This window comes from Paracoccus limosus (assembly GCF_009711185.1).
GTDB classification, from domain to species: Bacteria; Pseudomonadota; Alphaproteobacteria; order Rhodobacterales; family Rhodobacteraceae; genus Paracoccus; species Paracoccus limosus.
The window spans coordinates 106,537-133,244 of the sequence record NZ_WMIF01000001.1 but is presented as its reverse complement, the minus strand read 5'-3'; the positions used below and the strand labels follow the sequence as shown (position 1 = coordinate 133,244).

The following is a 26,708-nucleotide window of genomic DNA, read 5'->3' as shown; positions in this document are numbered from 1 at the left end:
GCCCGCCGGCGGCTTTGCGGCGCGGCTTTGCGCTGCGGCAGCGATTTTTTCCGTCGCGCGGATTTTTCCTCTTGCACGCCCCGGCGCAGTCCCATAAGTCACCGCTCACCGAAAGCGGTGAGCCGACGGTATGGAGTGCGGGCGTAGCTCAGGGGTAGAGCATAACCTTGCCAAGGTTAGGGTCGTGAGTTCGAATCTCATCGCCCGCTCCAGAAAATCACCGCTGACCAAAGGCGAAAGCCGATGGTGTGGAGTGCGGGCGTAGCTCAGGGGTAGAGCATAACCTTGCCAAGGTTAGGGTCGTGAGTTCGAATCTCATCGCCCGCTCCAGAAAATCGGTGACAATCAGCAAAGCTTCGACGGGCCGCCGGGTGGATCATCCACCGCCGGCCCCGTTTGGTTTGGTGCGCGCCGTTTCCGGCGCGCCATCCCGGAGTTAGCCCGCCCAAAGCGCCCAAAGCGCAAACAACGGCCCTGCCCCCGAACGCATCGCGTGCCAGATGTCGGGCGGATTGTAGAAGCTGCCGCCCAGCCCCGGCTCGAACCAGTCCGACGTGCCTTGTTTGAACTCGCCCAGGGACAGCACCAGATAGGTTTCCTCGGGCTTGTGGTTGTGATCGGGATAGCTGGTCTGCGGCGCAAGGATGCTGAGCCCCAGCCAAAGATCCTGCCGGTCCTCGATCCCGCCCGGCCCCAGCAGCATGGCATTGGCATGGGCCTGCGGGAAATTGGCGCTGGCGGTGGCATCGCCCGGACGCTGGCGCCAGACCATCAGTGGCGACAGCGCCCGCAGGGCCGCAAACAGCGCCGCCAGATCGGGCGCGGTGGTGGGCTGGTCCAGCGCCCGGTCGAACCATGTGCAGACCGGCAGCCGCTGCGGGGCCGCCCCCGGCCGCCCGGTCAGCCGCGCCGCCGTGGCGATCCGCACCAGCGAGTCGGCCGATTCGGGGCAAGGGGCCCGCGCCGCCATGGCCGGCAGGGCCACATCAAGCAGATCCTGCAACGGCGCCGGCCGCTGCCCGTCATCCCATATGGCCCGCATGGCTACAGATCCTTCACGATGCGCAGCGCGTCATAGATCGCTGCATGGGTGTTGCGCGCCGCAACGGCATCGCCGATGCGGAACAGGCGGAAACTGCCCTCGGGATTCTTGCGAAGTTCCTGCAGGCCGCCCGTGGTCAGCGCCTTGTAATCAACCTCGCCCAGGTTCGAAGATAGCGGTTTCAGCTCGAAATAGAGATCATCCAAAGGTCGGGTGCCGTGGTTGACCACCACCTGATCGACCAGCCGGTCGCGGGTGACGCCGCCGTAATCGCTGCCCAGGGTCGCGCGCAGCTGGTTGCCGTCACGCGCCACCGACTGCAGCCGCCATGTCACGGTAAAGGTCGTGTCGCGCTTTTGCAGGTTGCGCATATAGGGCACGAGGTTCATCGCCATCACCTCGGGCGAGACGCTGCGGTCGGGCGTCACGATTTCCACCCGCGCGCCGGTGGCCGAGATCAGATCCGCCGCCTGCAAGGCCGCGTGATCGCCGGCATCGTCAAAGATCAGCACGTTCTGGCCGGGCTTCACGTCGCCCGAGAGAATGTCCCAGGCCGAGCAGACCAGATCATTGCCCGCCGCCAGCACCTCGGTATGGGGCAGACCGCCGGTGGCGATGATGACCTCATCGGGGTTGGTGGCCAGCACGTCGGCCGCTTCGGCATAGGTGTTGAAGCGGAAATCCACGGCCTTTTTCTCGCACATGGCCTGGCGCCAGGCGATGATCGAGATCATCTCGCGCCGGCGGGGATCCTGCGCGGTCAGGCGGATCTGGCCGCCGGGCTGGTCGGCAGCCTCGAACACGGTGACGGCGTGGCCGCGCTCGGCGGCGACGCGGGCGGCCTCGATCCCGGCGGGACCGGCGCCGACGATGGTGACGCGCTTCTTCGTAACCGCCGCCGGGATGGTCTGCGGCATGGTTTCTTCGCGCCCGGTGGCGGGGTTGTGCAGGCAAAAGGCCATGCCGCCCTGATAGATGCGGTCCAGACAGTAATTCGCGCCGACGCAGGGGCGGATGTCATCCTCGCGTCCCTCGATCACCTTGCGCACCAGATGCGGGTCGGCCATGTGCGCGCGCGTCATGCCGACCATGTCCAGCAGCCCAGAGGCGATGGCATGGCGCGCGGTCGGCACGTCGGGGATTTTCGCGGCATGGAAGGTCGGGAAATTCGTGGCCTTGCGGATGGCGCCGGCAAATTCCAGATGCGGCGCGTTGCGCATGCCCTGCACCGGGATCAGGTCGGTCAGGCCCGGATCGGTGTCGATATGGCCGCGCACCACGTTCAGGAAATCGACCAGCCCGCTGTCTTTCAGCCTGTGCGAGACCGCCATGCCCTCATCCGCGGTCATGCCGCCGGGCTGGACCTGATCGCCGGTATAGCGCAGGCCGACGATGAAATCGTCGCCGCAGCGGGCGCGGATGGCGCGCAGCACATCCAGCGTGAAGCGCAGCCGGTTGTCGAGGCTGCCGCCGTAGGGTGCTTCCAGATCATTGGTCAGCGGCGACCAGAACTGTTCCAGCAGATGGCCATAGGCCTCAAGCTCGATCCCGTCGACGCCGGCGGCTTTCATGCGTTCGGCGGCATCGGCGAAATCGCCGATGATGCGGGCAATGTCCCAATCCTCGATCCGCTTGGGAAAGGCGCGATGCGCGGCCTCGCGTTCATGGCTGGGGGCGACGACGGGCAGCCAGTCGGCCTTGTCCCAGCGGGTGCGCCGGCCCAGATGCGTCAGCTGGATCATCACCGCCGCGCCATGATCGTGACATTCATCGACCAGCCGTTTCATCCAGCCGACCACCTCGTCCTTCCAGGCGAGAATGTTGTTGAATACCGGCGGGCTGTCCCTTGCGACCGAGGCCGAGCCTGCGGTCATGGTCAGCGCCACCCCCGCCTTGGCGCGCTCGACGTGATAGGCACGGTAGCGGTCCTTGGGCATGCCGTCCTCGGGGTAGGCCGGCTCATGGCTGGTGATCATGATGCGGTTGCGAAGCGTCAGATGCTTCAGCTGGAAGGGCTGCAAGAGAGGGTCGTTTGACATGATCTGCCTGATCGGTTGACGGGTCGCGGGCAGGATCCGGGAATTGTTCACCTGTGTCAATTTCAAATTCATACATGAACATTATCGGATCATCCCCGCACAGTTCGCTTGTGAATCGGGCATCGCGCCGCTAGCCTCGCATCATGAGAACCGAAACTCTGAGCGAAACAGGATGGCGCGGATCGCGCGAGGGCTGGCTGGAGGCCGGCTATCAGGCGCTGATCGAAAGCGGCGTCGATGCGGTCAAGATCCAGCCTCTGGCCAAGCGGCTGAACCTGTCGCGGACCAGCTTTTACTGGTTCTTTCAGGACCGCGAGGCATTGCTGGATGCGCTGTGCCAGGGCTGGGGCCAGCGCACGACCGTGCCGCTGCTGGCCGCCACCCGCGAATATGCCGAGACCCTGACCGAGGCGATGCTGAACGTGCTGGCCTGTTTCCTGTCGGATGCCTTCGACTCGCGTCTGGAATTCGCGCTGCGCAGCTGGGCCTTGCAGGATGACAAGGTCGCCCGCAGCGTCGAGGCCGCCGATGCCGACCGGCTGGCGGCACTTCGCGACATGTTGACGCGCTGGGGAATCGCGCCAGACCGGGCAGACGTGCGCGCCCGTACCATCTATCTGACGCAAATCGGGTATATTTCCATGCGCGCGCAAGAGAATATGTCCACGCGTCTGGAACGCATCCCGAACTATGTCGAAATCTACACCGGCCTGCAGGCAGAGCCGCGCGAATTGGCGCGGTTCACCGCTCGGCTGACCGGGTCTTGACCAATCCGCCATCTCAAGAGCGGAATCCGACGACCCCGGAGGGCCACCTCCAGTCCCGCGCCCGGCTTCTTGCGACGCACCGGGCCGCAGCAACATTCGTCGCACCAGGGGAGACCAAGGATGAAGAAACTGTTTCTCGGCACCGCAATCGCCGTTCCGCTGCTGGCAGCGGGCGCCGCATGGGCGGATTGCGGTGATCTGACCATCGCCAGCATGAACTGGCAAAGCGCCGAACTGATGGCCAATCTGGACCAGATCATCCTGAACGAAGGCTATGGCTGCAAGGCCGAGATCATCGTCGGCGATACCGTGCCCTCGATCACCTCGCTGGTCGAAAAGGGCAAACCCGAGGTGGTGCCCGAGGCCTGGGTCGATCTCTTGCCCGAAATCGTCGCCGGCGGGCTCAAGGACGGCAAGATCGTCGAACTGGCGCGCTCGCTGTCGGATGGCGGCCAGCAGGGCTGGTTCATCCCGAAATACATGGTCGAGGAACATCCCGGCCTGAACAAGATCAGCGAAATCCTTGCCCATCCCGAACTGTTCCCGGCCCCCGAGGACAGCAGCAAGGGCGCGGTCTACAACGGCCCGCAGGGCTGGGGCGGCACCACGGTGACGACGCAGATGGCCAAGGCCTTCGACATCGAAGGCAAGGGCTTTACGCTGGTCGATACCGGCTCGGCCGCCGGCCTCGATGGCTCGATGGCGAAAGCCTATGAGCAAAAGCAGCCTTGGCTGGGCTTCTACTGGGCGCCGACCTCGATGCTGGGCAAATACGACATGGTCCCGGTCGATTTCGAAGTGCCCTTCGACAGCGCGGAATGGAAACGCTGCACCTCGGTCGCCGATTGCGCCGATCCCAAGCCGAACTCCTGGCCCGTCGACAACGTCTTTACCCTTGTCGCCAAGGGCTTTGCCGACAAGGCCGATCCGGCTGTCATCGACTATCTGAACAAGCGCAGCTGGGGCAACGAGACCGTCAACAAGATGATGGCCTGGATGACCGACAATCAGGCGACCGGTGAAGAGGGCGCCAAGGAATTCCTGCGCACGCATGAAGACATGTGGACGAAATGGGTCTCTCCCGAGGCCGCCGAAAAGATCAAGGCATCGCTCTGATCCCGGCGGGGGCGCGGGCATCGCGCCCGCCTTCGGGCCTCGCCCTGACTCTTTTCCCAATCTCCAGGCAAAGGCATCCCGATGAGTTGGCTGACCTCCTTTCCCCAGATCAATGACGGCACCCTGCGCGACCTCAAGAAGGTCATCGACGAGGGTTTCCGCAATTTCACCCGCAGCTACGGCGACCTGATCGAGGGCTTTTTCAGCCCGTTGCAGCACCTGCTGAGCTGGTCCGAAAAGCTGCTGACCAGCACGCCCTGGCCCATCATCCTGCTGGTCGTGGCCGCGCTGGCCTGGGGCGCAAGCCGCAATATCCGCATCGTCATCGGCAGCGTCGTCACGCTGGTGCTGATCGGCATGTTCGGGATGTGGACCGATACGATGAAGACCGTGTCGATGATCCTTGCCTCGACCCTGCTGTCGATCCTGATCGGCCTGCCGCTGGGCATCCTGATGTCGCGTTCGCAGCGCATGCAATCGGCACTGAACCCGGTGCTGGACGTGATGCAGACCATGCCGAGCTTTGTCTATCTGATCCCGGTGGTCATGCTGCTGGGCATCGGCCGGGTGCCGGGGCTGATCGCCGTGGTGATCTATGCCCTGCCGCCGATGATCCGTCTGACCAACCTTGGCATCCGTCAGGTCGATAACGAGGTGCTGGAAGCCGCCGACGCCTTTGGCAGTTCGCGCTGGCAAAAGCTGATCAAGGCCGAGCTGCCGCTGGCGCTGCCGACCATCATGGCCGGCATCAACCAGACCATCATGATGGCGCTGGCCATGGTTGTTATCGCGTCGATGATCGGCGTGCAGGGTCTGGGCCAACCGGTGCTGAAGGCCATCTCGAACCAGTATTTCACGCTGGGCCTGTTCAACGGCTTTGCCATCGTCGGCATCGCCATCCTGTTCGACCGCATCAGCCAGTCCTGGGGCAAACGGCTGCAAAAACACCGCGAGGCGAGCCATGGCTGATCCGATCGGCATCGAAATCCGCGATCTCTACAAGATCTTTGGCCCGAACCCCGCGCAATATGTCGATGCGGTCCGCCGCGGCATGACCAAGGGCGAGTTGCAGTCTAAGCACCACCACGTCCTTGGCCTGCGCGACATCAACATCTCGATCCCGCCGGGCAGCATTCAGGTCATCATGGGCCTGTCCGGCTCGGGCAAGTCGACGCTGATCCGCCACATCAACCGGCTGATCGAGCCGACCGCCGGCGAGATCGTCATCGAAGGCCAGAACGTGGTCGAGATGTCGCCGCAGGCACTGCGCGAATTCCGTCGCCACAAGACGGCGATGGTGTTCCAGAAATTCGCGCTGCTGCCGCATCGCACCGTGCTGGACAACGCAGCCTATGGCCTTGAGGTGCAGGGCGTCGCCGAGGCCGAGCGTTACCGCACCGCCATGCGCTGGATCGAGCGCGTGGGCCTGAAGGGCTTTGAAAAGAACTATCCCAGCCAGCTTTCCGGCGGGATGCAGCAGCGCGTGGGTCTGGCCCGGGCGCTGGCCAACGATGCGCCGATCCTGCTGATGGACGAGGCCTATTCGGCGCTGGACCCGCTGATCCGCTATGACATGCAGACGGTGCTGCTGGACCTGCAAAAAGAGGTCCGCAAGACCATCGTCTTCATCACCCACGATCTGGACGAGGCGCTGCGCATCGGCGACCGCATCGCGCTATTGCGCGACGGCTCGGTGATCCAGCAGGGCTCGGCCCAGGATATCGTCTTGCGGCCGGCGGATGACTATGTGGCGAATTTCGTTCAGCACGTCGACCGCGGCCGGGTGCTGAAGGTGGGCGCGGTCATGCTGCCGCCGAATGGCGCGGCCACGGTGGCCATCGCCGCCGATGCCACGCTGGCTGATGCGCTGCATCTGATGGCCACACATCAGGTGCAGGGGCTGCGGGTCGAAGAGGCCGGGCGCGAGGTGGGGCACCTGCCCTTCCAGACCGCGATCGACGCCTATACCGGGCCCAGCGACAAAGCCGCAGCCTGATGCGGGTCGGGCTCATCGGCGCTACTGGCTGGTTGGGCTCGGCGCTGGGCAAGCATCTGCTGGCGCGCGGCATCGTCGCGCCCGGCGATCTGACGCTGCTGAACCGCAGCGGGCCGCGCGCGGATTATCATGGATATTCAGGCGTCAACTGGGCCGGCGATGTGGCCGGGCTGGTGGCGCAGTGCGAGGTGATCGTGATCTCGGTCCGGCCGGGGGACTGGCCGGGGCTGAGGCTGCGGGCCGAGGGTAAGCTGTTGATTTCCTTCATGGCGGGGGTGGATTTCTCGCGCCTTGCGGAAAGCGGCGGGCGGGTTGTGCGCGCCATGCCGAATGCGGCGGCGGAGATCGGTGCCTCATATTCGCCGTTCTGGGCCGGGCCGGGCGTCACCGGGGGCGACAAGTCCTTGGTGCGGCAGGTTCTTTCGGCCATTGGCACCACGGATGAGCTGCCCGATGAGCGCCAGATCGACCTGATGACCGCCCTGCCCGGTTCGGGTGCGGCCTATCCGGCGCTGATGGCGCTGGCGATGGTGGACTTCATGCGTTCCCAAGGGGTTAGCGAGGATGTGGCTTGGCGCGCGAGCGAGGCTGCGGTCTGTGGCGGGGCGCGGATGCTGATGCCTGACATCCGGGCGGCCGAGACGCTGCTGGCGGCCTATCGCGACTATCGCGGGACCACGGCGGCGGGGCTTGAGGCGGCCGAGGCGGCGGGATTTTCTGCATCGATCGCGGCGGCGCTGAAGGCGGCGGCCGAGGCGGCGCGGCGCCTGTGACGGGCTGCACCGGGGCCGCACCGGGCGTGCAGCGCCTGTGCACCGGGCGTACACCGCGCGTACACCGACAACGCGCGCCCGATTTACCCCCTGTTAACCAGCTTTGACGAGGCTGATCCCCGGCATGGATGCGGGGGTTTCGGCATGAGCAGGGCGGATGAGCAGCGGCGGGTGAATTACCACTACATGGCCGATGCGATGCGGATGCTGGAATGGGACCTGCATCAGCGGCTGATGGAGGAGATGCGGATCCCGGCCGAGTGGCACGAGATCGCGCGGGAAAAGGGCCAGTCGAAAAAGGTCCGGGTGACGATCCGGCTGGACGAGGAGATCGTGAAATTCTTTCGCTCGACCGGGGTGGACTGGCAGCCTCGGCTGAACCGGGTGCTGTCGGTGTGGATGCATGCGCGGCTGTCGGGGATGATCCGGGGCGCGGAGACGATGGATTACATGAAGCGCCGGGTCGAGGAAGGCCATGACGGGCCGCGCCCGCGCTGGGGGGATGTGCAGCGGATGGAGGATGACGCGTTCGGGGATGAGGCGACCCGGTTCGATGAGGTCGGGGTGCCGATGGGGGAGGAACGGGTGCCGAGCGCGGTGTTGCGGGTGGAGTTGGAGGGGCGGCGGGGAAAGTGAGGGCTTGGCGGGTCGGGGCGGCTGAGCGCCAGCCTGTCGGGGGGCGAGGCTGCGCCCTCTGTGTGCCGCCGGGCCAGAAAGCCGCCCTGCCCCGGTTGCGGGACAAGGCGGCGGGGCAGCGCGGCGGGATCAGGCGGGGTAATCAGGCTGCGGCGCTTTGGCGGTCGGCCTGCCGGATCAGGTCGTTGCGAAGCTGGGGGATGCCGCCGTCGATATTGGCGGCGCTGTATTCGGCGGCGCTGTAGCCCTTGCCCTCGGCATCGTAGAGGGTGACGGCGCCATCAGCCGTCACGTCCATGATCTTGCCGAGGGTGCCGTGCGACAGGCTGAAGCCGCCAAAGCTGCCGTCATAGGCGGAGGTGGTGACGCTGGCCGCATCGAGGCTGAACAGATTGGCGAGCGAGGCGGCGTTGCGCTCCATGCTCTGGAAGGTCCAGAGGGCATCGAAGGTGCCGTGCGTGAAGGCTTCGTCGGAGACGCCCTTGAAGGTGCCATCGGCATTGGTGCCGTAGATGCGGCCCGAGGCGTCGCGGGTGGTGTCACTGTTGGCGTTGATCCATGCCATGTCGGTGACCGCCTGCTGCGCGTCCTGGGCGAGCGCGGTGGCGAAGTGATAGGCGTAGGCCATGGCATCGCTGCGCGAGGTGAAATCCGCATCCCGTTGCGGCTGCGTCGCGCCCATGCCGGTGTCGACAAATTTGGCGGCAAAGGCGCCCTCGAACTCCATGCGGGAATCTTGCTGCATGACTCGGAAGGTGGTTTCAGCCATCGAGGCCCTGACGACTTCGGTATCGAAGGGGCTAACTGATCCGGCCAAAAGTTTCTGCCGTGCTTCGTTAAAGGGCGCAGCCAACGCTTGCACCATCTTGAACAGATCGTCGTTGGCCCGGAGCTGCTCTTTCTCGTCTGCGCTAAGGGCATAGGTAACGCCCGACGAATCGCTGACATCATCTGTCACTGCACTGGTTGCGGATCTCGTATCGGCCGATGTCTTGGCCGTCGCAGTCTTGGCGGCAACGGCGGCATCGTCCGTCGACGTTCCGCGCAGAAGCGTCAGTGCAACCGCAGAGGATGAAAGCTGCATCACAAATACCCCAAGAAATTCCTTCGAAAACATTAGCCACTATCAGGGCGTAGTAAAAACTAAAATATATAAAATTCTTCAAAGGTTAAGAAGAAATGGTTGATTGCACGAGAACCAAGCGGCGACCCATCACTGCGCCTACAGCGAATCGTTGATAAATTTTAACTTTCCAGCACCATGACCTTATATCTATGTATCATTTTTATAGGTGAAAAATGACAGAAGATGCGGAGATACCAAAAGAGCTAAGGGAAAAAATATCGGCGAGATCCCAGGACAGCGATCAGTATTTCAATCTGCTAGTTAACCATATCGCAGATAACGTATACGAGAAAGTCGACAAGCAAAACACCAGATCTAGAAATAGATTTGCAATCATTGCCAGCTCCGTAACCGGCCTCCTCTTCCTAGGCCTTTCTTCAGGCGTGAGCACCCTATGGAAGCTAATTGACGAGTCGACCGAAATGACCGCCAGGTCGGCCGCGACGGAGGAGGTTCCGAAACGTCTGGCGGAAGTTGAAAACCAACTTCGTGAAGAAGTAAACACCCTCATCGAATCACATATCCAAGCCGGACTGAAAAAGGTTGATGACACAGGCCAAGAATCAATGGATGTGATGACCATCCAGATTAGAACATTGATGCTAGATGACGCAGAATCCTTTTCCAACAGCGACGCCAAAGAAATAAATAGACTCCTTCTCAGATTTGCGGAAAAAAATCGCTTCCGCAATCACGAGTTTTTCTCCAACGCCTTGACGAAGGTCGTAAACTCCTACACTTCCGCTGACAGGCTGGACCTCGTACTTGAATTCGAAGAGAAGCTCAGAGAGGCAATGACATCAAATGTCGATACATCCATCATGATGGTGGACGTGCTTGGCAGGGATCTCGCAGCCGTTCCAGCAGGAATCATTGGAAACCTATCCGACTCCACCGAGAGACAAGAATGGCTTAGCAAATTTGAAGTGTATCAGATCTATGCGGATGCCCTTAAGACTACACACAGAATGCCAGAAAACCCATTTCTCTATGATATCCTTATATCCTGCGCCAACAGCGGAAACGATGCAGACATAAAATATCTCGTTGGAAAATCCATAGACTTCAGCGATGCTCAAATAGAACAGCTGTTGGTGATGGCGGGTTTCATCGGCGGCTTAACCGGAAATAGATACGAACGCGCAAAAGAAGACTGGAAAGCCTGCTTCCAGCGCGGCCTAGATCACGACACACCAAAGGGCGCTCTTGGTCTTGCACTAGCCAAGTTCACGGAACATCCGCTTTAGCCAGCTCATACGTTGACCAATCGCAAGCCTTATTTGGCCGCTCTTACGAGCGACCGCCTAGTGCATCTTGGTGCGATCAAGCCTGCAACGCCCTGACCCCGACCTCGCCTTCCCCGCGCGACTTAATCGCGGCCACGGCAGCGATGCTTCCCGCTGCCGTCGTATAATACGGGATCTTGTCGTTCAGGGCGACGGCGCGGATGTCGCGGGAGTCAGCGATGGCCTGGGCGCCTTCGGTGGTGTTCAGGACCATGACGATCTCGCCGTTTTTCAGGCGGTCGACGATGTTCGGGCGGCCTTCGTAGACCTTGTTGACCAGCTCGGTTTCAACGCCCTGCTCGCGCAGGAAGCGGGCGGTGCCGCCGGTGGCGACCAGCTTGAAACCCATCTCTGTCAGGTCGCGGGCGGCCTGAGCCAAAGCCTCGGTCTTGTCGGCGTCGCGGACGGAGACGAAGACCAGCCCCTCGGACGGCAGGTTGGTGCCGGCGCCCATCTGCGATTTCAGGAAGGCGCGGGCGAAGCTGCGGTCCCAGCCCATGACCTCGCCGGTCGAGCGCATTTCCGGGCCGAGCAGCGTGTCGACGCCGGGGAAGCGGGCGAAGGGCAGCACGGCCTCTTTGACCGAGAACCAGGGCGTGTTCGGGTCAGCGAGCGTCAGGGGATCGGCGAAGGGGAAGCTGTCCTCGGGGCCGACGCCTTCGGGATAGGCGGCGCGGGTCGGGAAGTTCGCCAGCGGCTCGCCCGCCATCAGGCGTGCGGCGATCGAGGCGATGGCGCTGTCGGTGGCCTTGGCGACGAAGGGCACGGTGCGCGAGGCGCGCGGGTTGACCTCGAGCACGTAGATCTCGCCGTCTTTGAGCGCGAATTGCACGTTCATCAGGCCGACGACGTTCAGGGCGCGGGCCATGGCAGTGGTCTGGACTTTCAGCTCGGCGATGGTGGCGGCGTCGAGCGTGTGCGGGGGGAGCGAGCAGGCGCTGTCGCCCGAGTGGACGCCGGCTTCCTCGATATGCTCCATGATGCCTGCGACATGGACGTTGCCGCCGTCGCTGAGGGCGTCCACGTCAACCTCGATCGCGCCGGAGAGGTAGCTGTCGAGCAGGACCGGGCTGTCGCCCGAGACGTTCACCGCCTCGCGGATGTAGCGGTTGAGCTGGTCCATGTCGCGCACGATCTCCATCGCGCGGCCGCCCAGCACGTAAGAGGGGCGGATGACCAGCGGGAAGCCGATGCGCTCGGCGATGGCGATGGCCTGCGCGTCGGTCGAGGCGATGCCGTTGATCGGCTGCTTGAGGTTCAGATCGTTCAGCAGCTTCTGGAAGCGCTCGCGGTCCTCGGCCAGGTCGATGGCGTCCGGCGTGGTGCCCAGGATCGGGATGCCTTCGGATTCCAGCGCATTGGCCAGTTTCAGCGGCGTCTGGCCGCCGAATTGCACGATCACCCCGTGCAGCGTGCCGTTTTCCTGCTCGATGCGCAGGATTTCAAGCACATGCTCCAGCGTCAGCGGTTCAAAATACAGCCGGTCCGAGGTGTCGTAATCGGTCGAGACGGTTTCCGGGTTGCAGTTGACCATGATCGTTTCATAGCCGGCCTTGGTCAGCGCGAAGCAGGCGTGGCAGCAGCAATAGTCGAACTCGATGCCCTGGCCGATCCGGTTCGGGCCGCCGCCCAGGATGACGACCTTCTTGCGGTCGCTGGGGCGGGCTTCGTTTTCCACGTCGCCCATCGCCGGGGCTTCGTAGGTCGAATACATATAGGGGGTCTGCGCCTCGAATTCTGCGGCGCAGGTGTCGATGCGCTTGAAGACCGGGTGCAGGTCATGGGCGCGGCGGGCGTCGCGCACGGCCTTTTCGGTCAGGCGGGTCAGGGTCGCCAGACGCGCATCGGTAAAGCCCATCATCTTCAGCTTGCGCAGACCGTCCAGATCCTTGGGCAGGCCGCTGTCGCGCACGGCATTCTCGGCGTCCACGATCTCGCGCAGGCGCGACAGGAACCACGGGTCGAAGGCGGTGGCGTGCCGGATTTCGTCATCGCTCAGGCCGTGGCGCATGGCCTGCGCGATCAGGCGCAGCCGGTCGGGGGTTTGGGCGCTGATCGCCTTGACCACGGCCGATTTCTCGGGCGCGCCGGGGATCTCGATCTCGTCCAGCCCGGTCAGGCCGTTTTCCATCGAGGAAAGCGCCTTTTGCAGCGATTCGTGGAAGCTGCGGCCAATCGCCATCACTTCGCCCACGGATTTCATCGCCGTGGTCAGCTCGGGTTTGGAGCCCGGGAATTTCTCAAACGCAAAGCGCGGGATCTTGGTCACGACATAGTCGATCGAGGGCTCGAACGAGGCCGGCGTCACCTTGGTGATGTCGTTGTCGAGTTCGTCCAGCGTGTAACCCACGGCAAGCTTGGCCGCGACCTTGGCAATGGGGAAGCCGGTGGCCTTCGACGCCAGCGCCGAGGACCGCGAGACGCGCGGGTTCATCTCGATCACGACCATGCGGCCGTCTTTCGGGTTCACCGCCCATTGCACGTTCGAGCCGCCGGTTTCGACGCCGATCTCGCGCAGGACGGCAATCGAGCCGTTCCTCATGCGCTGATATTCGCGGTCGGTCAGGGTCAGCGCCGGGGCGACGGTGATCGAATCGCCGGTATGCACGCCCATCGGATCGACGTTCTCGATGGAGCAGACGATGATCGCGTTGTCGGCGCGGTCGCGCACCACCTCGAATTCGTATTCCTTCCAACCCAGCAGCGATTCATCGACCAGCACCTGCGCCACCGGCGAGGCCTCCAGCCCCGAGCGCACGATGCGTTCGTAATCGTCGCGGTTATAGGCCACGCCGCCGCCGGTGCCGCCCAGCGTGAAAGCGGGACGGATGATCGCGGGCAGGCCGATCTCTTCCAGATCGGTCATGGCCTGGGCGATGCCCGAGGCGATGTCATATTTGCCGTTCGGCAGCTTCGGTGCGGCCACGATGGTCGCGCGCGGGTTTTCCAGCCCGATGCGGTCCATCGCCTCGCGGAACAGCTTGCGGTCCTCGGCCATCTCGATGGCGGCGCGCTGCGCGCCGATCAGCTCGACCCCGTAGCGGTTCAGCACGCCGGCATCTGCCAAGGCCAGCGCGGTGTTCAGCCCGGTCTGCCCGCCCATGGTCGGCAACAGCGCGTCGGGGCGTTCCTTGGCGATGATCTTTTCGACCATCTCGGGGGTAATCGGCTCGATATAGGTGGCATCGGCCATTTCCGGGTCGGTCATGATCGTCGCCGGGTTCGAGTTCACCAGAATGACCCGGTAGCCCTCTTCGCGCAGCGCCTTGCAGGCCTGAGCGCCCGAATAGTCGAACTCGCAGGCCTGCCCGATCACGATGGGACCGGCGCCGATGATCAGGATGGATTTGATATCGGTTCTTTTCGGCATGACGGTCCCTCGGGCTTGCGGCAGATAAATCGTCCGGGGTTATAGCCGTGGCAGGCCAAGGCGCAAGGGTCCGCGCGTTGCCGGCCCCGGACAAAATGCGTGCGCCCCTGCCGATGCCATGGGGCGGGGGCCGGTCCTGCCCCCGGTTTGCCGCCTTGGCGCGCCCCCGGGGCAAAGCGCCTGCGCGGGTCGTGGGGTGTCCGCACGGGACCAAGGGATGACTCGACAGGGGCCGGGATCGGCGTCGGAATCACCCCTGCCCGCCCATCCGGGCCGGGCCATGCAGCATGGGGAGAAGGCAAGATGGACTGGAAGGACTTCCGCGAGGATCTGTTGGGCCGGATCGGCACCTTGAACGGCTATGCACCGGATTCGGTCGGCGCCTATATGCAGGCCAGCGGCGCGGGCCGCAAAAGCGGGCATCTGGACGAAAAGACCCGGCAGCTGATCTCGCTGGCGGTGGCGGTCACCACGCGTTGCGACGGCTGCATTTCGGTCCATGCCCGCGAGGCGGTCAGCGCCGGCGCCACCAAGGAGGAAATCGCCGAGGCCCTTGGCGTCGCCATGTCGATGAACATGGGCGCGGCGCTGGTCTATTCCTCGCGCGCCTTCGAGGCGGCCGAGCAATTCGGCGCGAGCGGGAAATAGCCTTGGATTGCGGGGCAGGCCCCCTGCCCCGCGACCGCAGGACTACAGGATGAAATCCGAGGCGCTGAGCAGATGCAGCCCGGTCAGGCGGATCACCGCCTCGGCGTCGCGGTCGCCGTCGGTGTCGATGCGCACCAGCGTCACATCGTCGGCGGTGCCGGGCCGGTCGTAAAGCTGGAACGAGACCTCACCCTGCGGCGAGGTGCCGATGGCGTTGCGCCCGACAAAGACAAAGGCCTGATTGCCGGCCACGCCGGTCATGGCGTCGATGCCCGACAGGTTGATGCGGTCCACACCGGGGCGGAAATCGGTGATGACATCGGTGGCCGAGGCCATCAGCCCCAGCTCGGCCGTGCTGTTGAAGATGAACACATCCGCGCCGGTGCCGCCGGTCAGCCGGTCATTGCCCATGCCGCCCAGCAGCCGGTCGTTGCCCCCGCCGCCGTAAAGCGAGTCATTGCCAAGCCCGCCCTCGAGCGTGTCATGGCCGCCATTGCCGAACATCGTGTCATGGCCGCCGCGCCCCTGCGCGCGGTCGTCGTAATTGCTGAGATCGAAACGGTCATTGCCGGCCAGCGCCTTGCCCAGCAGCGCCTGATCGTCCTGCGTGCCGCGCGTGCTGGAGGCGCGGTAGAATTCGGCGCCGGTGATCGAGATGCCGGTCAGGAAGACATGGTCATAATATTGCGCCGTGCTGGTGCCGACCGCCTGAAACAGTCCGGTGATGCGGCCCGTCACCACCTCGTCATAGATATTGGCGCCAAGCCCCTGCCCGCCGATCACGTTCAGATAGGCCAGCCCGTCGCTGCCGGTGTAGCTGACGATGCCGGCATCCTCATAGGTGTTGCCGCCCAGCGTCAGGTAGCTGTTGTTGTAGAAATCGGCGTTGCCGAAATAGAGCGCGTTGAAGTTGATCGTCGTCTGGTCAAAGGGAAGAAAACTCTGAACCCGGGCCATGTTGCAAATCCTGTCTGAAAAACCGTTACCATTCCCTGCGCCGCCGCAACGGCAGACGCATTGGCCAGACTTGGCGCGAATGGATGCAAGTGCAACCTGTCGAAAAGGCAGGTCCGGGGCGGCGGGGCGCGCGATATGGCTAGGCCCCGCCGGTTGCCGGGCGGGGCCTTGGATGGGGGCTGGGCCCGGTCGGGGGGCCGGCTTAGGCCTCGATGAACTGGCGCACGAAGGCGGTGGCCGGGCGGGCGCGGATGTCCTGCGGGCGGCCGACCTGTTCGATGCGGCCCATGGACATGACGACGACCAGATCGGCCAGCTCCATCGCCTCGTCCTGATCGTGGGTGACGAAAACGGTGGTCAGGCCGGTGGTGTCGTGGATCTCGCGCAGACCCTGACGCAATTCCTTGCGCACTTGGGCGTCGAGCGCGCCGAAAGGTTCGTCAAGCAGAAGCATGCGCGGCTCAATCGCGAGCGCGCGGGCCAAAGCCACGCGCTGGCGCTGGCCGCCCGAGAGCTGGCTGGGAAAGCGGGTGGCGATCTGGGGCAGCTGGATCAGGTCCAGCAGCTTGGACACGCGGCGCTGGATCTCGGCCTCGGGCGGGCGGGTGGCGCGCGGGCGGGCGCGCAGCCCGTAAGCGATGTTTTCAAACACCGTCATGTGCTTGAAGAGCGCATAGCTTTGGAAGACGAAGCCGGCGCGGCGTTCCTGCACGGTCATGCCGGTGGCGTCCTGCCCGTCAAAGAGCACCCGGCCCGAGGTCGGGAATTCCAGCCCGCCAAGGATGCGCAGCAGCGTCGTCTTGCCCGAGCCCGAGGGGCCCAGCAGCGCCACCAGCGCCCCCGAGGGGATGGCCAGGCTGACGGGTTTCAGCGCGGTGGTGGCGCCGAATTCCTTGGCGATCTCGTCGATTTCGATATGCATGGGAAACCTCGGATACTTAGTGGCGACGGATGGCGGAAAGCTGGTCGGCATGACGCCACTCCAGAAGGGTCTTGAGGGCGAGGGTCAGCAGCCCAAGCAGCGCCAGCACCGCAGCCAGGGTAAAGGCCGCGACCGAGAGATATTCGTTATACATCATCTCGATGGTGATCGGCATGGTGGCGGTCTGGCCGCGGATCTTGCCCGAGACGACGGCGACGGCGCCGAATTCGCCCATGGCGCGGGCATTGCACAGAAGCACGCCGTAAAGCAGCGCCCATTTGATATTGGGCAGCGTCACGGTGCGAAACACCCGCCAGCCCGAGGCGCCCAGCGTCAGCGCCGCCTCTTCCTCGGTGCGGCCCTGTTCGATCATCACCGGGATCAGCTCGCGCGCCACAAAGGGGAAGGTGACAAAGACCGAGGCCAGCACGATGCCCGGCAGCGCAAAGATGATCGGAAAGCCCTGCGCCACCAGCCAGCCGCCGATCAGGCTGTTGGCGCCGAAGAGCAGCACCAGCGCCAGACCCGCCACCACCGGCGAGATCGAGAACGGCAGGTCGATCAGCGTGATCAGGAAGGCCTTGCCGCGAAAATCGAACTTGGTGATGGTCCAGGCGGCGGCGACGCCAAAGACGGCGTTGACCGGCACCGAGATGCCCGCGACCAAGAGCGTCAGCTTGATCGCCGACAGCGCGTCGGGGCTGGCGAGCGAGGCGATGGCGGCGCCGGCGCCCTTGGCCAGCGCCTCGGCAAAGACGACGCCCAGGGGGGCCACCACCAGAACCGCCAGACCCAGCACGGCCACGGCGATCAGGATGCGACGGACCAGCGGGCTTTCCTCGGTCGCCGGGCGCCATGGGTGGCGGTTGCCCTCGGTCGGGGTCAGCAGGGGCTCCTGAAAGCTGCTGTCAAACATGGCCGATCCTCCGCCGAGACCAGATCTGGATGAGGTTGATGACCAGAAGCATCGTGAACGAGATCAGCAGCATCGCAAGGCCGATGGCCGCCGCGCCGTTATAGTCGAATTCTTCCAGCTTGATGACGATCAAGAGGGGCGCGATTTCGGTCTTCAGCGGCAGGTTGCCGGCGATGAAGATGACCGAGCCGTATTCGCCGACCGCGCGCGCCAAAGACAGCGCAAAGCCGGTGAGCGCCGCCGGCGCCAGCGCCGGCAGGATGACGCGGCGCATGGTATAAAGCCGCCCGGCGCCCAGCGTGGCCGAGGCTTCCTCGACCTCGCGCTCGATCTCGTCAATGACGGGCTGCACGGTGCGGGTGACAAAGGGCAGGCCCACGAAGATCAGCGCGATCAGGATGCCCCATTCGGTATAGGCGATCTTGATGCCCAGTGATTTGAAGACGCTGCCAAAGACGCCGTTCGGGGCGTAAAGCGTGGTCAGCGCGATGCCCGCCACGGCCGTCGGCAGGGCAAAGGGCAGGTCAACCAGCGCGTCGATCAGCCGGCGGCCGGGAAATTCATAGCGCGCCAGCACCCAGGCCAGCAGCGTCCCGAACACGAGGTTGAAGAGCGCGGCAAAGAAGGACAGCCGGAACGACAGGTAAAGCGCGGCCCAGACGCGGGGCGTGTTCACCGTGCCCCAGATGCCCGAAAGACCGTAGCTGGCGCCCTTGGCCAAAAGCGCGCCGACCGGCAGGATGACGATCAGCGACAGCATGGCCAGCGTAATGCCCATGCCCAGGCGAAAGCCGGGCATGGGGGATTTCTGGATCCTCAGCGATAGGGCCATCGCCTATTTCCCCGAATAGATCTGGTCGAAGATGCCGCCATCGCCGAAATGCTCGGGCTGTGCTTTTTTCCAGCCGCCGAAATCGGCGATGGTCACCAGATCCAGCTTGGGAAAGCGCGCCACATCGGCCGGGTCGGCGGCGCTGGCATCCCATGCGCGGTAGTAATGCTTGAAGGCCAGCGCCTGCCCTGCGGGCGAGTAGAGATAGTCCAGATAGGCGGTGGCGAGCTGTTTTTGTTCGTCATCGGCGATGTTCTTGTCGACCAGCGCCACCGGCGGCTCGGCCAGGACCGAGACCGAGGGCACCACGATGTCGAACTGGTCATCGCCAAGTTCGTTCAGCGCCAGATAGGCCTCGTTTTCCCAGGCCAGCAGCACGTCGCCGATCTCGCGCTGGGTGAAGGTCGTGGTCGAGCCGCGCGCGCCGCTGTCAAGCACCGGAACGTGCTGATACAGCTCGTGCACGAATTCCTTGGGGTCCTTGCCGTTCTTTTGCGCCCAGGCCCAGGCGGCCAGATAGTTCCAGCGCGCCCCGCCCGAGGTCTTGGGGTTCGGGGTGACGACTTCGACGCCGTCCTTGACCAGATCGTCCCAGTCCTTGATGCCCTTGGGATTGCCCTCGCGCACGAGGAACACGATGGTCGAGGTATAGGGCGAGGAGTTATGCGGCAGGCGCGACTGCCAATCCTCGGGCAGAAGGCCCTTTTCGGCGATCTTGTCGATGTCCGAGGCCAGCGCCAGTGTCACCACCTGCGCCTTGAGCCCGTCGATCACCGCCCGCGCCTGCGCGCCCGAGCCACCATGCGAGCTTTCGATGCTGGGTGCCTTGTGGCCCGCCGCCTCCCATTCCTTGGCAAAGGCCGCGTTCACGTCACGATAGAGCTCGCGCGTCGGGTCATAGCTGACGTTCAGCAGGCTGTTGTCGGCGCGGGCCTGCGTGCCCCCGAGCGCCAGACCGCCCAGCATCAGCGCCACCGCCAGATTGCGCCGGACCGCGAAACCCAGGCAACGTTGCAACAGGCCCGGACGCAGCGGATAGCCGGTCATCGACTTGGTGCCGTCCTGCACGGTCAGGCGCCCATCAAGATGGCGATGGGTGACGCGACCATGCGCAAGCTGGGTATCGTTCACGCGAATCGTGCGAATCATGACAATCTTTCCTTGTAACCAGACCGGCAGGCAGGTGCCGGTCCATATTCCCTAATTACGACAGCCTTTATCGTTTATTTCAAGAAAAAACGCGTGTTTGTCTGTCGTTTTTATTGTCATTACAATTCAAGGCGCTAGACCGGGTTCCTGCGCGAAGCCGGCGGGCATGATGGGGCGCATACAGCCGCGTGACGGGCAGAATCGCGGGGTTTTGCCGCTGCGGATCGGTCTTGCCGCCGGACGGGCTTTGCCGCAGCTTGCCGGCCGGTTGCCCCTGCCGAAAGACCCGTCCCCCATGCGCCCGCCCGCGATGCACCTGCCCCGATGAGCCTGCCTGCCTTTGCCACGGTGCTCTTTGCCGCCGCCCTGCACGCAGGCTGGAACGCGCTGGTCAAGAGCGGGCGCGACAAGCTGATGTCGACGACGCTGATCGCCTGTTTCGCCTCGGCCATCGCGGCGGTGGTGCTGCCCTTTGTCGCCCAGCCGGCGCAGGCAAGCTGGCCCTATATCCTGATCTCGGTGCTGCTGCAGGGCGTCTATTTCCTGATGGTGGCCCGCATCTATCATGTCGCCGAGATGAGCCTGGCCTATCCGGTCATGCGCGGGGCAGCGCCGCTGTTGGTGGCGCTGGCCAGTCTGGTGCTGCTGCACGAGCGGCTGGGCCTGCATGCCGCGCTGGGCGTGGCCATCATCTGCGCGGGGGTGCTGGGCATGGCGCTGGCCGGGCGGGGCACGGGGCGGCGCGGCATCGGGCTGGCCTTGGCCAATGCCGGGGTGATCGCCGGCTATACGCTGGTCGATGGCATCGGCGTGCGGCTGTCGGGGGCGCCGGCGGGCTATGCGTTCTGGATCTTTCTGCTGACCGGCCTGCCCTTTCTGGGCTGGGCGCTGCTGTTTCGCCGCGCGGCCTTTCGCGCCGATCTGCGCCGCCATGCCGCGACCGGGCTGATCGGCGGCATCGGCACCTCGGCCTCATATGGGCTGGCGCTTTGGGCGATGACGCTGGCGCCGGTGGCCACGGTTTCGGCGCTGCGCGAGACCTCGATCCTGTTCGGCACGCTGATTTCGGGGCTGGTGCTGCATGAACGCGTCGGCGCGCAGCGGATCGCCGCAGCCGCGATCATCGCCATGGGCGCGATGGTGCTGCGGCTGGGCTGAGCGGGGGTCTCAGGCGGAAAGCTGGTCTTCGGCCTTTTGCGCCAGGGCCTCGGCGCGGGCGGCCAGTTCCGCCATGGCCTCGGAGAGGCTGGGCGGCACCACCGGCACCTCGACCCGCGGCGGGTTGGTCTTGATGCGGTTCAGCTCGCGTTCCAGCGAGGACAGCCGGTCTTCGAGCGCGGCGGCGCGTTCGCCCAGCATCAGCCCGGCCAGCAGCAGCAGCCGCGGTTCGGGCATGCGGCCGGCCTGTTCCAGAATCGCCTGCGCCTCGGCATCGAAAAGCGATGCGGCGCGTTTCAGCAGGCGTTCCTCGCCCTCTTGGCAGGTCAGGCTGTAGTTCTTGTTGCCGATGAAGAAATCCACCTGTGCCATGATCAGTCCTCGCTGGCGGATGTGCGGTCGGCCGGCGCGCCCGTGGTCGGGGCCGGCTCGCCGGATGCGGTTTCGATCGACGCGGTTTCGATCGGCATGGGGGTTTCCACCATGGCCGGTTGCGCCGGTTCGCGGCGGGGCGCGGCGGGGGCTTCGGGCGCGATATCGGTCGCCAGCAGGCGGTCGAGCGTGCCAAGGATATCGCCCACCTGCCCCATTTCGGCGGCACGGGCGGCGCGCAGGGCGTCCAGTTCGGCCTCGAAGGCCTGCCGGATCTCGGCAGCACCGGGGGTGCCGGCCAGCAGGGCGGCATTGGCCTCGGCCAGAGCGGCATTGGCGGCGGCCAGCCGGGAAGCCTCGGCCCCGGCCTCGTCCAGACGGCTGTTGGCCTCGGCCAGACGCACCTCGGCGTCGAGCCGCGCGGCCTCTTGCCCGGTCAGGGCGTCCGACAGGCGACGGGTTTCCTCCAGAGCGTCCCGCAGGGCATCCGCATCGGGTGCGGCGACGGGCGCGGCTTCTGGCCGGGCGGCGCGATCTATGATCTGGTCGATCCGGTCGAGCGCGGCGATCAGCCGCTTTTCGCTGGCGTTGAGGTCGTCTTTCATCAGCCGGAGTTCCTTTCGGGCGCTCGGGGTTTCCTGACTTTCTGGCATCGCGGCGGCCATATGACAAGAACGGCGGCGGCTTTCCGCAGCGATAGGGCAGCGACGGCCGGGATCACGCCCGGCTTTTCAGCCGCGCCGCGCCCGCCTATAAGCGGGCCGAGCCTGCATGAGGAGACGAGATGCGCCGCGCCACCATCAGCCGCAAGACCGCCGAGACGCAGATCGAGGTCACCCTGGATCTGGACGGCAGCGGTCGTTACGACAACCAGACCGGGGTCGGGTTTTTCGACCATATGCTGGACCAGCTGTCGCGGCATTCGCTGATCGACCTGACCATCCGCGCCACAGGCGATCTGCATGTGGACGATCACCACACCGTCGAGGACACCGGCATCGCCATCGGTCAGGCGCTGGTGCAGGCTTTGGGCGACAAGAAGGGCATCCGCCGCTATGGCCGCTTTCATCTGGCGATGGATGATGCGCAGGTCGCGGCGGCGCTGGATCTGTCGGGGCGTGCCTATCTGGTCTGGAACGTCGATTTCCCGACCGAAAAGATCGGCACATTCGACACCCAACTGGTGCGCGAGTTCTTTCAGGCGATCAGCACCCATGGCGGGGTGACGCTGCATGTGGACCGCATCCACGGCTTCAACAGCCATCACATCGCCGAGGCGGCCTTCAAGGCCGTGGCCCGTGCGCTGCGCGAGGCGGTCGAGCCCGATCCGCGCATGGCGGGCGTGCTGCCCTCGACCAAGGGGGCGCTGTGATGCGCGTCGCGCTGGTCGATTACGACAGCGGCAACCTGCATTCGGCGGAAAAGGCCTTTGCCCTGATGGGGCGCGAGACCGGGGCCGAGGTGGTGGTGACCTCGGATCCCGAGGTGGTGGCGCGGGCCGAACGCATCGTGCTGCCGGGTGACGGGGCATTTCCGGCCTGCAAGGCGGCGCTGGATGCGGTGCCGGGCATGGTCGAGGCGCTGCGCGAGGCGGTGCTGGCGCGCGGTGTGCCTTTCATGGGGATCTGCGTCGGCATGCAGATGCTGGCCGATCTGGGCCATGAATATCGCGACACGGCCGGCCTTGGCTGGATCGGTGGCGAGATCGACGCCATCACCGCGCCGGGGCTGAAGGTGCCGCATATGGGCTGGAACGATCTGGCCGTGCTGGCGCCGCATCCGGTGCTGGAGGGCATCGCGACCGGCGATCACGCCTATTTCGTGCACAGCTGGCAGTTCCGGGTCACCGACCCCGCGCATTTGCTGGCGGTCGCCGATTACGGCGGGCCGGTGACGGCGGTGGTCGGGCGCGACAATATCATCGGCACCCAGTTCCATCCCGAGAAATCGCAGGCAGTCGGGCTGCGCATCATCGGCAATTTCCTGCGCTGGCGTCCCTGAGCGGCCTTGGGACCGGGGCTCTGCCCCGGACCCCGGGATATTTGCGCACGAAAGAAGCTACCTGGCGCGGGTCCAAGTCTGGGTTCGGCAAAAGACCGCGATGCAGCCCGAGACCTTGAGCGTATTGCCGCTGAGCACCATCTTGGAGCGATAGGTCCGGTCGGCACCGGGATCCCAGATCGTGCCACCCGAGAAGCTGCCGCCGCCATTGTCGGTCATATTCGCGACGATGTTCTTGCCGGTGTTTTTGGTCTTCAGCTCGGCGCCGGCCTTGTCGAAGCTTTTGATCAGCTTGCCGCAATATTTGCCGCCGCAGTCATAGAATTCGACCAGCCCCGCCTGACCCTGATCATTGGGCTGGGTGCGGAAGGTGCCCGAGATGCCATCCGCCATGGCCGCGCCTGCGATCAGCGCGAATGCCGCCGCCAGTGCCGGTGATTTCATGTGATTCCTCCGCTTGTCACGGCAGAGAATGGCCGGGCGCGTGCCCGCTGATCAAGCCCGACGTGGCGTTTGCGGATCGGCCGCGACTGTGGCAAAGGGGCGCCAACGATCAGGAGTGAGACGATGATCCTTTATCCCGCCATCGACCTCAAGGACGGCAATTGCGTGCGGCTGCTGCGTGGCGACATGGAGGCGGCGACGGTGTTCGGCTCTGACCCGGCGGCGCAGGCGCTGGCTTTTCAGGAGGCGGGTGCGCAATGGTTGCATCTGGTCGATCTGAACGGCGCCTTTGCCGGCAAGCCGGTCAATGGCGCGGCGGTCGAGGCGATCCTGGCCTCGGTCTCGGTTCCGGCGCAGCTGGGCGGCGGCATCCGCGACATGGCCACCATCGAGACATGGCTGGAGCGGGGGCTGGCCCGCGTCATCCTGGGCACGGTCGCGGTCGAGAACCCCGCGCTGGTGCGCGAGGCGGCGCTGGCCTTCCCCGGCAAGATCGCCGTCGGCATCGACGCCCGCGCCGGCCGGGTCGCCACGCGCGGCTGGGCCGAGGAAACCGACGTGATGGCGACCGATCTGGCGCGGCAGTTCGAGGATGTGGGCGTGGCCGCGATCATCTATACCGACATCGACCGCGACGGCGCCATGCAGGGGCCGAACATCCCCGCGACCGAGGCCTTGGCGCGGGCGGTGACGATTCCGGTCATCGCCTCGGGCGGGGTCAGCGCGATGCAGGACCTGCTGGCACTGCGCGACACGCATGTGATCGCGGGGGCGATTTCGGGCCGGGCGCTTTATGATGGCGCGATCAATCTGGGCGAGGCGCTGCGCGCGCTGGCATGAGAGGCCGAGGATGCTGAAGACCCGCGTGATCCCCTGCCTTGACGTGGCCGACGGCCGCGTGGTCAAGGGCGTGAATTTTGTCGATCTGGTCGATGCCGGTGATCCGGTTCAGGCCGCGCGCGCCTATGATGCGGCGGGGGCCGACGAGATCTGTTTTCTGGACATCCATGCCACGCATGAAAACCGCGGCACCATGTTCGATCTGGTCACCCGCACCGCCGAGGCCTGTTTCGTGCCGCTGACCGTGGGCGGCGGCGTGCGCAGCCATCACGATGTGCGCGCGCTGCTGCTGGCCGGGGCCGACAAGGTCAGCTTCAATTCCGCCGCCTTGGCCAATCCCGATGTGATCGCCGAGGCCGCCGACCGCTTTGGCAGCCAGTGCATCGTCTGCGCCATCGACGCCAAGACCGTGGCGCCGGGCAAGTGGGAGATCTTTACCCATGGCGGGCGCAAGCCCACCGGCATCGACGCGGTGGAATTCGCCCGCACCGTCGCCGCCAAGGGGGCGGGCGAGATCCTGCTGACCAGCATGGACCGCGACGGCACCAAATCCGGCTTCAATATCCCGCTGACCCGGGCCGTGGCCGATGCGGTCAATGTGCCGGTCATCGCCTCGGGCGGGGTCGGTGCGCTGGAGCATCTGGCCGAGGGTGTGCTGGAAGGCCATGCGAGCGCGGTGCTGGCGGCCTCGATCTTTCACTTTGGAACCTTTTCGGTGCGCGAGGCCAAGGAACATATGGCGGCCGCCGGCATCCCCGTGAGGCTGATATGAGCACTGGACTGCACCGACTGGCCGCGACCATCGAGGACCGCAAATTTGCCGATCCCGACAGCAGCTGGACCGCCAAGCTGCTGGCCAAGGGCCCCGAGAAATGCGCCGAGAAATTCGGGGAAGAGGCCGTCGAGGCGATCATCGAGGCGGTCAAGGGCGACCGCGCCAAGCTGATCAGCGAGGCGGCGGATGCGCTTTACCATCTGCTGGTCATGCTGGCCGCGCGTGGGGTAACACTGGCCGACGTCGAGGCGGAACTCGACCGCCGCGAAGGTGTGTCGGGCATCGCCGAGAAGGCCGCGCGGAAATAGGGCAGCGGGCGCGGCGCCGGGATGGCGCGCGCAACCCGTAGCCCCGGGGTCTAGCCCGCCACCTGCACCACGCGCACCGCGCCGCCCATGGCCGAAAGCGCGATTTCGCCGCCGGCAAGGCGCAGGGCATCACGACCAAAGACCTCGGCCCGCCAGCCGCAAAGCGCCGGCAGATCGCGTGCCCCCGAGGCGATGGCATCAAGATCGGCCGCCGAGGCGATCAGGCGCGGGGCAACGCCCGCCTCGTCCGACTTGGCCTTCAGCAGCACGCGCAGCAAATCGGCCAGCGCCGCATTTCCCGGCCGGCCCTGTTCCTCGGGCGCGGGTTTGGGCAGGTCCTTGGTTTCAAGCCCGACCTTGACCGCCGCAAGGATGCCATTGGCGATGTCGCCGCGCCGGGCATCGCGCAAAAGCAGCCGCGACTTGCCCAGATCCGCCTCGGTCAGCGGCTTGGTCGAGGCCAGCTCGATCAGCGCGTCATCCTTGTAGACACGGGCACGGGGGATGTCGCGTTCCTGTGCATAGGTCTCGCGGAACCGCGCCAGCTCGCGCACCACGGCCAGAAAGCGCGGCGAACCCGAGCGGGTGCGCACGCGCTCCCACGCCTCTTCGGGGCGGGTGATATAGGTTTCGGGGTTCAGAAGCACCGCGACCTCTTCCTGAAGCCAGGGAGCGCGGCCGGTCTTTTGCAGCTGGCTGGCAAGGAATTCGTAGATCGCGCGCAGATGCGTCACATCGGCCAGCGCATAGGCGGCCTGCGCATCCGACAGCGGCCGGTGCGACCAGTCGGTAAAGCGCGAGGATTTGTCCAGCGGCTGGCGGGCGATCTTTTTCACCAGCGTCTCATAGCCCACCTGTTCGCCAAAGCCGCAGACCATGGCCGCGATCTGGGTGTCGAACAAAGGATCGGGCAGGACGCCGGCGTCGTGGTAAAAGATTTCGAGATCCTGACGGGCGGCGTGGAACACCTTGACCGTCGCCTTGTGGCGGAAGAGGTCGTAAAGCGGTTCCAGCGACAGATCGCCCAGCAGCGGGTCGATCAGCACCGCCGGCCCCGCCTCGCCCTTGGCGCCCGAGGCAGGCGGCAGCGCCGCCTGAATCAGGCAGAGCTTGGAGTAATAGGTCCGCTCGCGCAGGAATTCGGTATCCAGCGTCACATAGGGCTGGGCCTTGGCCAGTTCGCAAAACTCGGCAAGCTCGGCGGTGGTGGTGATGGTGCGGATGTCTTCTCGGCG

27 protein-coding genes and 2 tRNA genes are annotated in these 26,708 nt (G+C 65.0%); 16 read left to right on the top strand and 13 right to left on the bottom strand.

The window, feature by feature from the left end; translation table 11 throughout:
* The first annotated feature begins 137 nt into the window (after positions 1–137).
* Positions 138–212, top strand: a tRNA-Gly gene (locus tag GL279_RS00760).
* Between the two features lie 43 nt (positions 213–255).
* A tRNA-Gly gene (locus GL279_RS00755) sits at positions 256–330 on the top strand.
* Between the two features lie 106 nt (positions 331–436).
* Here the strand turns inward: GL279_RS00755 and GL279_RS00750 are convergent.
* Together GL279_RS00750 and hpbA are read right to left on the bottom strand one after the other, a co-directional pair.
* Positions 437–1,042 carry a dimethylsulfonioproprionate lyase family protein gene (locus tag GL279_RS00750; protein WP_211371231.1) on the bottom strand — a complete coding sequence of 202 codons (606 nt, stop codon included), beginning with the start codon at positions 1,040–1,042 and terminating at the stop codon, positions 437–439.
* Between the two features lie 2 nt (positions 1,043–1,044).
* On the bottom strand, positions 1,045–3,081 hold the full coding sequence (hpbA, locus tag GL279_RS00745) for an N-methyl-L-proline N-demethylase HpbA (RefSeq protein WP_155062690.1): 2,037 nt from the start codon (positions 3,079–3,081) through the stop codon (positions 1,045–1,047).
* Positions 3,082–3,224: 143 nt separating this feature from the next.
* Here hpbA and GL279_RS00740 point away from each other — a divergent pair, with 143 nt between their 5' ends.
* The 6 genes from GL279_RS00740 to GL279_RS00715 all read left to right on the top strand — a co-directional run bounded on the left by GL279_RS00740 (position 3,225) and on the right by GL279_RS00715 (position 8,369).
* Positions 3,225–3,848: a TetR/AcrR family transcriptional regulator gene (locus tag GL279_RS00740; protein ID WP_155062689.1), complete on the top strand. Its 624-nt coding sequence runs from the start codon at positions 3,225–3,227 to the stop codon at positions 3,846–3,848.
* A 120-nt stretch (positions 3,849–3,968) separates the two neighbouring features.
* Positions 3,969–4,964: an ABC transporter substrate-binding protein gene (locus tag GL279_RS00735; protein WP_155062688.1), complete on the top strand. Its 996-nt coding sequence runs from the start codon at positions 3,969–3,971 to the stop codon at positions 4,962–4,964.
* An 81-nt stretch (positions 4,965–5,045) separates the two neighbouring features.
* A complete protein-coding gene (locus GL279_RS00730) occupies positions 5,046–5,933 on the top strand; it encodes an ABC transporter permease (protein ID WP_155062687.1) in 888 nt (295 codons plus the stop codon).
* Complete coding sequence (locus tag GL279_RS00725; protein WP_155062686.1) at positions 5,926–6,960, top strand: quaternary amine ABC transporter ATP-binding protein; 1,035 nt, start codon at positions 5,926–5,928, stop codon at positions 6,958–6,960. Before GL279_RS00730 ends, GL279_RS00725 begins: the two co-directional genes overlap by 8 nt.
* Positions 6,960–7,733: a pyrroline-5-carboxylate reductase family protein gene (locus GL279_RS00720; RefSeq protein WP_155062685.1), complete on the top strand. Its 774-nt coding sequence runs from the start codon at positions 6,960–6,962 to the stop codon at positions 7,731–7,733. The genes GL279_RS00725 and GL279_RS00720 overlap by 1 nt, the downstream gene beginning before the upstream one ends.
* A 144-nt stretch (positions 7,734–7,877) precedes the next feature.
* Entirely contained in the window at positions 7,878–8,369 is a 492-nt protein-coding gene (locus GL279_RS00715; RefSeq protein ID WP_155062684.1) for a BrnA antitoxin family protein, read from the top strand.
* A 142-nt stretch (positions 8,370–8,511) separates the two neighbouring features.
* On the opposite strand, the gene GL279_RS00710 is transcribed toward GL279_RS00715, so the two are convergent.
* Positions 8,512–9,486, bottom strand: coding sequence for a hypothetical protein (locus tag GL279_RS00710; protein ID WP_155062683.1), 975 nt, complete (start codon positions 9,484–9,486; stop codon positions 8,512–8,514).
* Positions 9,487–9,668: 182 nt separating this feature from the next.
* Between GL279_RS00710 and GL279_RS00705 the strand changes: the two genes are divergently transcribed.
* On the top strand, positions 9,669–10,742 hold the full coding sequence (locus tag GL279_RS00705) for a hypothetical protein (protein ID WP_155062682.1): 1,074 nt from the start codon (positions 9,669–9,671) through the stop codon (positions 10,740–10,742).
* A 76-nt stretch (positions 10,743–10,818) separates the two neighbouring features.
* Here the strand turns inward: GL279_RS00705 and carB are convergent, their stop codons facing one another.
* The gene (gene carB, locus GL279_RS00700) at positions 10,819–14,151 is read right to left on the bottom strand and encodes a carbamoyl-phosphate synthase large subunit (protein ID WP_155062681.1); all 3,333 of its coding nucleotides are present in this window, start codon (positions 14,149–14,151) and stop codon (positions 10,819–10,821) included.
* Between the two features lie 303 nt (positions 14,152–14,454).
* Here carB and GL279_RS00695 point away from each other — a divergent pair, with 303 nt between their 5' ends.
* Positions 14,455–14,799 (top strand): carboxymuconolactone decarboxylase family protein, encoded by a 345-nt coding sequence (locus GL279_RS00695; protein WP_155062680.1) that lies wholly within the window; start codon positions 14,455–14,457, stop codon positions 14,797–14,799.
* Positions 14,800–14,841: 42 nt separating this feature from the next.
* On the opposite strand, the gene GL279_RS00690 is transcribed toward GL279_RS00695, so the two are convergent.
* The 5 genes from GL279_RS00690 to GL279_RS00670 form a co-directional block, all read right to left on the bottom strand.
* Complete coding sequence (locus GL279_RS00690; RefSeq protein WP_155062679.1) at positions 14,842–15,756, bottom strand: calcium-binding protein; 915 nt, start codon at positions 15,754–15,756, stop codon at positions 14,842–14,844.
* Positions 15,757–15,958: 202 nt separating this feature from the next.
* Positions 15,959–16,678, bottom strand: coding sequence for a sulfate/molybdate ABC transporter ATP-binding protein (locus GL279_RS00685; RefSeq protein WP_155062678.1), 720 nt, complete (start codon positions 16,676–16,678; stop codon positions 15,959–15,961).
* A gap of 16 nt (positions 16,679–16,694) precedes the next feature.
* Positions 16,695–17,594, bottom strand: a complete 900-nt coding sequence (gene cysW / locus GL279_RS00680; RefSeq protein WP_155062677.1) for a sulfate ABC transporter permease subunit CysW — start codon at positions 17,592–17,594, stop codon at positions 16,695–16,697.
* Positions 17,587–18,426 carry a sulfate ABC transporter permease subunit CysT gene (cysT, locus tag GL279_RS00675; RefSeq protein WP_155062676.1) on the bottom strand — a complete coding sequence of 280 codons (840 nt, stop codon included), beginning with the start codon at positions 18,424–18,426 and terminating at the stop codon, positions 17,587–17,589. The genes cysW and cysT overlap by 8 nt, the downstream gene beginning before the upstream one ends.
* Positions 18,427–18,429: 3 nt before the next feature.
* Positions 18,430–19,575 (bottom strand): sulfate ABC transporter substrate-binding protein, encoded by a 1,146-nt coding sequence (locus tag GL279_RS00670; protein WP_281348935.1) that lies wholly within the window; start codon positions 19,573–19,575, stop codon positions 18,430–18,432.
* 324 nt (positions 19,576–19,899) lie between these two features.
* On the opposite strand from GL279_RS00670, the gene GL279_RS00665 reads away from it, so the two are divergent.
* Positions 19,900–20,733 (top strand): EamA family transporter, encoded by an 834-nt coding sequence (locus GL279_RS00665; protein ID WP_155062675.1) that lies wholly within the window; start codon positions 19,900–19,902, stop codon positions 20,731–20,733.
* Positions 20,734–20,742: 9 nt separating this feature from the next.
* Here the strand turns inward: GL279_RS00665 and GL279_RS00660 are convergent, their stop codons facing one another.
* Together GL279_RS00660 and GL279_RS00655 are read right to left on the bottom strand one after the other, a co-directional pair.
* Positions 20,743–21,105, bottom strand: a complete 363-nt coding sequence (locus tag GL279_RS00660) for a cell division protein ZapA (protein ID WP_155062674.1) — start codon at positions 21,103–21,105, stop codon at positions 20,743–20,745.
* A gap of 2 nt (positions 21,106–21,107) precedes the next feature.
* Entirely contained in the window at positions 21,108–21,710 is a 603-nt protein-coding gene (locus tag GL279_RS00655; RefSeq protein ID WP_155062673.1) for a hypothetical protein, read from the bottom strand.
* Between the two features lie 179 nt (positions 21,711–21,889).
* Here GL279_RS00655 and hisB point away from each other — a divergent pair, with 179 nt between their 5' ends.
* A complete protein-coding gene (hisB, locus tag GL279_RS00650; RefSeq protein ID WP_155062672.1) occupies positions 21,890–22,477 on the top strand; it encodes an imidazoleglycerol-phosphate dehydratase HisB in 588 nt (195 codons plus the stop codon).
* Positions 22,477–23,106: an imidazole glycerol phosphate synthase subunit HisH gene (gene hisH, locus GL279_RS00645; RefSeq protein ID WP_155062671.1), complete on the top strand. Its 630-nt coding sequence runs from the start codon at positions 22,477–22,479 to the stop codon at positions 23,104–23,106. Before hisB ends, hisH begins: the two co-directional genes overlap by 1 nt.
* A gap of 57 nt (positions 23,107–23,163) precedes the next feature.
* On the opposite strand, the gene GL279_RS00640 is transcribed toward hisH, so the two are convergent.
* Entirely contained in the window at positions 23,164–23,550 is a 387-nt protein-coding gene (locus GL279_RS00640; RefSeq protein ID WP_155062670.1) for a DUF2147 domain-containing protein, read from the bottom strand.
* Positions 23,551–23,673: 123 nt separating this feature from the next.
* Here GL279_RS00640 and hisA point away from each other — a divergent pair, with 123 nt between their 5' ends.
* Genes hisA through GL279_RS00625 form a run of 3 tightly spaced genes read left to right on the top strand, consistent with a single transcriptional unit; the run spans position 23,674 to position 25,473 of the window.
* Positions 23,674–24,390, top strand: coding sequence for a 1-(5-phosphoribosyl)-5-[(5-phosphoribosylamino)methylideneamino]imidazole-4-carboxamide isomerase (hisA, locus tag GL279_RS00635; protein WP_155062669.1), 717 nt, complete (start codon positions 23,674–23,676; stop codon positions 24,388–24,390).
* A 10-nt stretch (positions 24,391–24,400) separates the two neighbouring features.
* Complete coding sequence (gene hisF, locus GL279_RS00630) at positions 24,401–25,162, top strand: imidazole glycerol phosphate synthase subunit HisF (protein ID WP_155062668.1); 762 nt, start codon at positions 24,401–24,403, stop codon at positions 25,160–25,162.
* Positions 25,159–25,473 (top strand): phosphoribosyl-ATP diphosphatase, encoded by a 315-nt coding sequence (locus tag GL279_RS00625; protein ID WP_155062667.1) that lies wholly within the window; start codon positions 25,159–25,161, stop codon positions 25,471–25,473. The genes hisF and GL279_RS00625 overlap by 4 nt, the downstream gene beginning before the upstream one ends.
* Positions 25,474–25,523: 50 nt before the next feature.
* Here the strand turns inward: GL279_RS00625 and rnd are convergent, their stop codons facing one another.
* Entirely contained in the window at positions 25,524–26,696 is a 1,173-nt protein-coding gene (gene rnd, locus GL279_RS00620; protein ID WP_343039680.1) for a ribonuclease D, read from the bottom strand.
* Positions 26,697–26,708 lie beyond the last annotated feature (12 nt).

Bases quoted from the DNA above. Each gene is read 5' to 3' on its own strand.
- GL279_RS00750 (WP_211371231.1), bottom strand. From the start codon at position 1,042: ATGCGGGCCATATGGGATGACGGGCAGCGGCCGGCGCCGTTGCAGGAT.
- hpbA (WP_155062690.1), bottom strand. From the start codon at position 3,081: ATGTCAAACGACCCTCTCTTGCAGCCCTTCCAGCTGAAGCATCTGACG.
- GL279_RS00740 (WP_155062689.1), top strand. From the start codon at position 3,225: ATGAGAACCGAAACTCTGAGCGAAACAGGATGGCGCGGATCGCGCGAG.
- GL279_RS00735 (WP_155062688.1), top strand. From the start codon at position 3,969: ATGAAGAAACTGTTTCTCGGCACCGCAATCGCCGTTCCGCTGCTGGCA.
- GL279_RS00730 (WP_155062687.1), top strand. From the start codon at position 5,046: ATGAGTTGGCTGACCTCCTTTCCCCAGATCAATGACGGCACCCTGCGC.
- GL279_RS00725 (WP_155062686.1), top strand. From the start codon at position 5,926: ATGGCTGATCCGATCGGCATCGAAATCCGCGATCTCTACAAGATCTTT.
- GL279_RS00720 (WP_155062685.1), top strand. From the start codon at position 6,960: ATGCGGGTCGGGCTCATCGGCGCTACTGGCTGGTTGGGCTCGGCGCTG.
- GL279_RS00715 (WP_155062684.1), top strand. From the start codon at position 7,878: ATGAGCAGGGCGGATGAGCAGCGGCGGGTGAATTACCACTACATGGCC.
- GL279_RS00710 (WP_155062683.1), bottom strand. From the start codon at position 9,486: ATGTTTTCGAAGGAATTTCTTGGGGTATTTGTGATGCAGCTTTCATCC.
- GL279_RS00705 (WP_155062682.1), top strand. From the start codon at position 9,669: ATGACAGAAGATGCGGAGATACCAAAAGAGCTAAGGGAAAAAATATCG.
- carB (WP_155062681.1), bottom strand. From the start codon at position 14,151: ATGCCGAAAAGAACCGATATCAAATCCATCCTGATCATCGGCGCCGGT.
- GL279_RS00695 (WP_155062680.1), top strand. From the start codon at position 14,455: ATGGACTGGAAGGACTTCCGCGAGGATCTGTTGGGCCGGATCGGCACC.
- GL279_RS00690 (WP_155062679.1), bottom strand. From the start codon at position 15,756: ATGGCCCGGGTTCAGAGTTTTCTTCCCTTTGACCAGACGACGATCAAC.
- GL279_RS00685 (WP_155062678.1), bottom strand. From the start codon at position 16,678: ATGCATATCGAAATCGACGAGATCGCCAAGGAATTCGGCGCCACCACC.
- cysW (WP_155062677.1), bottom strand. From the start codon at position 17,594: ATGTTTGACAGCAGCTTTCAGGAGCCCCTGCTGACCCCGACCGAGGGC.
- cysT (WP_155062676.1), bottom strand. From the start codon at position 18,426: ATGGCCCTATCGCTGAGGATCCAGAAATCCCCCATGCCCGGCTTTCGC.
- GL279_RS00670 (WP_281348935.1), bottom strand. From the start codon at position 19,575: ATGATTCGCACGATTCGCGTGAACGATACCCAGCTTGCGCATGGTCGC.
- GL279_RS00665 (WP_155062675.1), top strand. From the start codon at position 19,900: ATGAGCCTGCCTGCCTTTGCCACGGTGCTCTTTGCCGCCGCCCTGCAC.
- GL279_RS00660 (WP_155062674.1), bottom strand. From the start codon at position 21,105: ATGGCACAGGTGGATTTCTTCATCGGCAACAAGAACTACAGCCTGACC.
- GL279_RS00655 (WP_155062673.1), bottom strand. From the start codon at position 21,710: ATGAAAGACGACCTCAACGCCAGCGAAAAGCGGCTGATCGCCGCGCTC.
- hisB (WP_155062672.1), top strand. From the start codon at position 21,890: ATGCGCCGCGCCACCATCAGCCGCAAGACCGCCGAGACGCAGATCGAG.
- hisH (WP_155062671.1), top strand. From the start codon at position 22,477: ATGCGCGTCGCGCTGGTCGATTACGACAGCGGCAACCTGCATTCGGCG.
- GL279_RS00640 (WP_155062670.1), bottom strand. From the start codon at position 23,550: ATGAAATCACCGGCACTGGCGGCGGCATTCGCGCTGATCGCAGGCGCG.
- hisA (WP_155062669.1), top strand. From the start codon at position 23,674: ATGATCCTTTATCCCGCCATCGACCTCAAGGACGGCAATTGCGTGCGG.
- hisF (WP_155062668.1), top strand. From the start codon at position 24,401: ATGCTGAAGACCCGCGTGATCCCCTGCCTTGACGTGGCCGACGGCCGC.
- GL279_RS00625 (WP_155062667.1), top strand. From the start codon at position 25,159: ATGAGCACTGGACTGCACCGACTGGCCGCGACCATCGAGGACCGCAAA.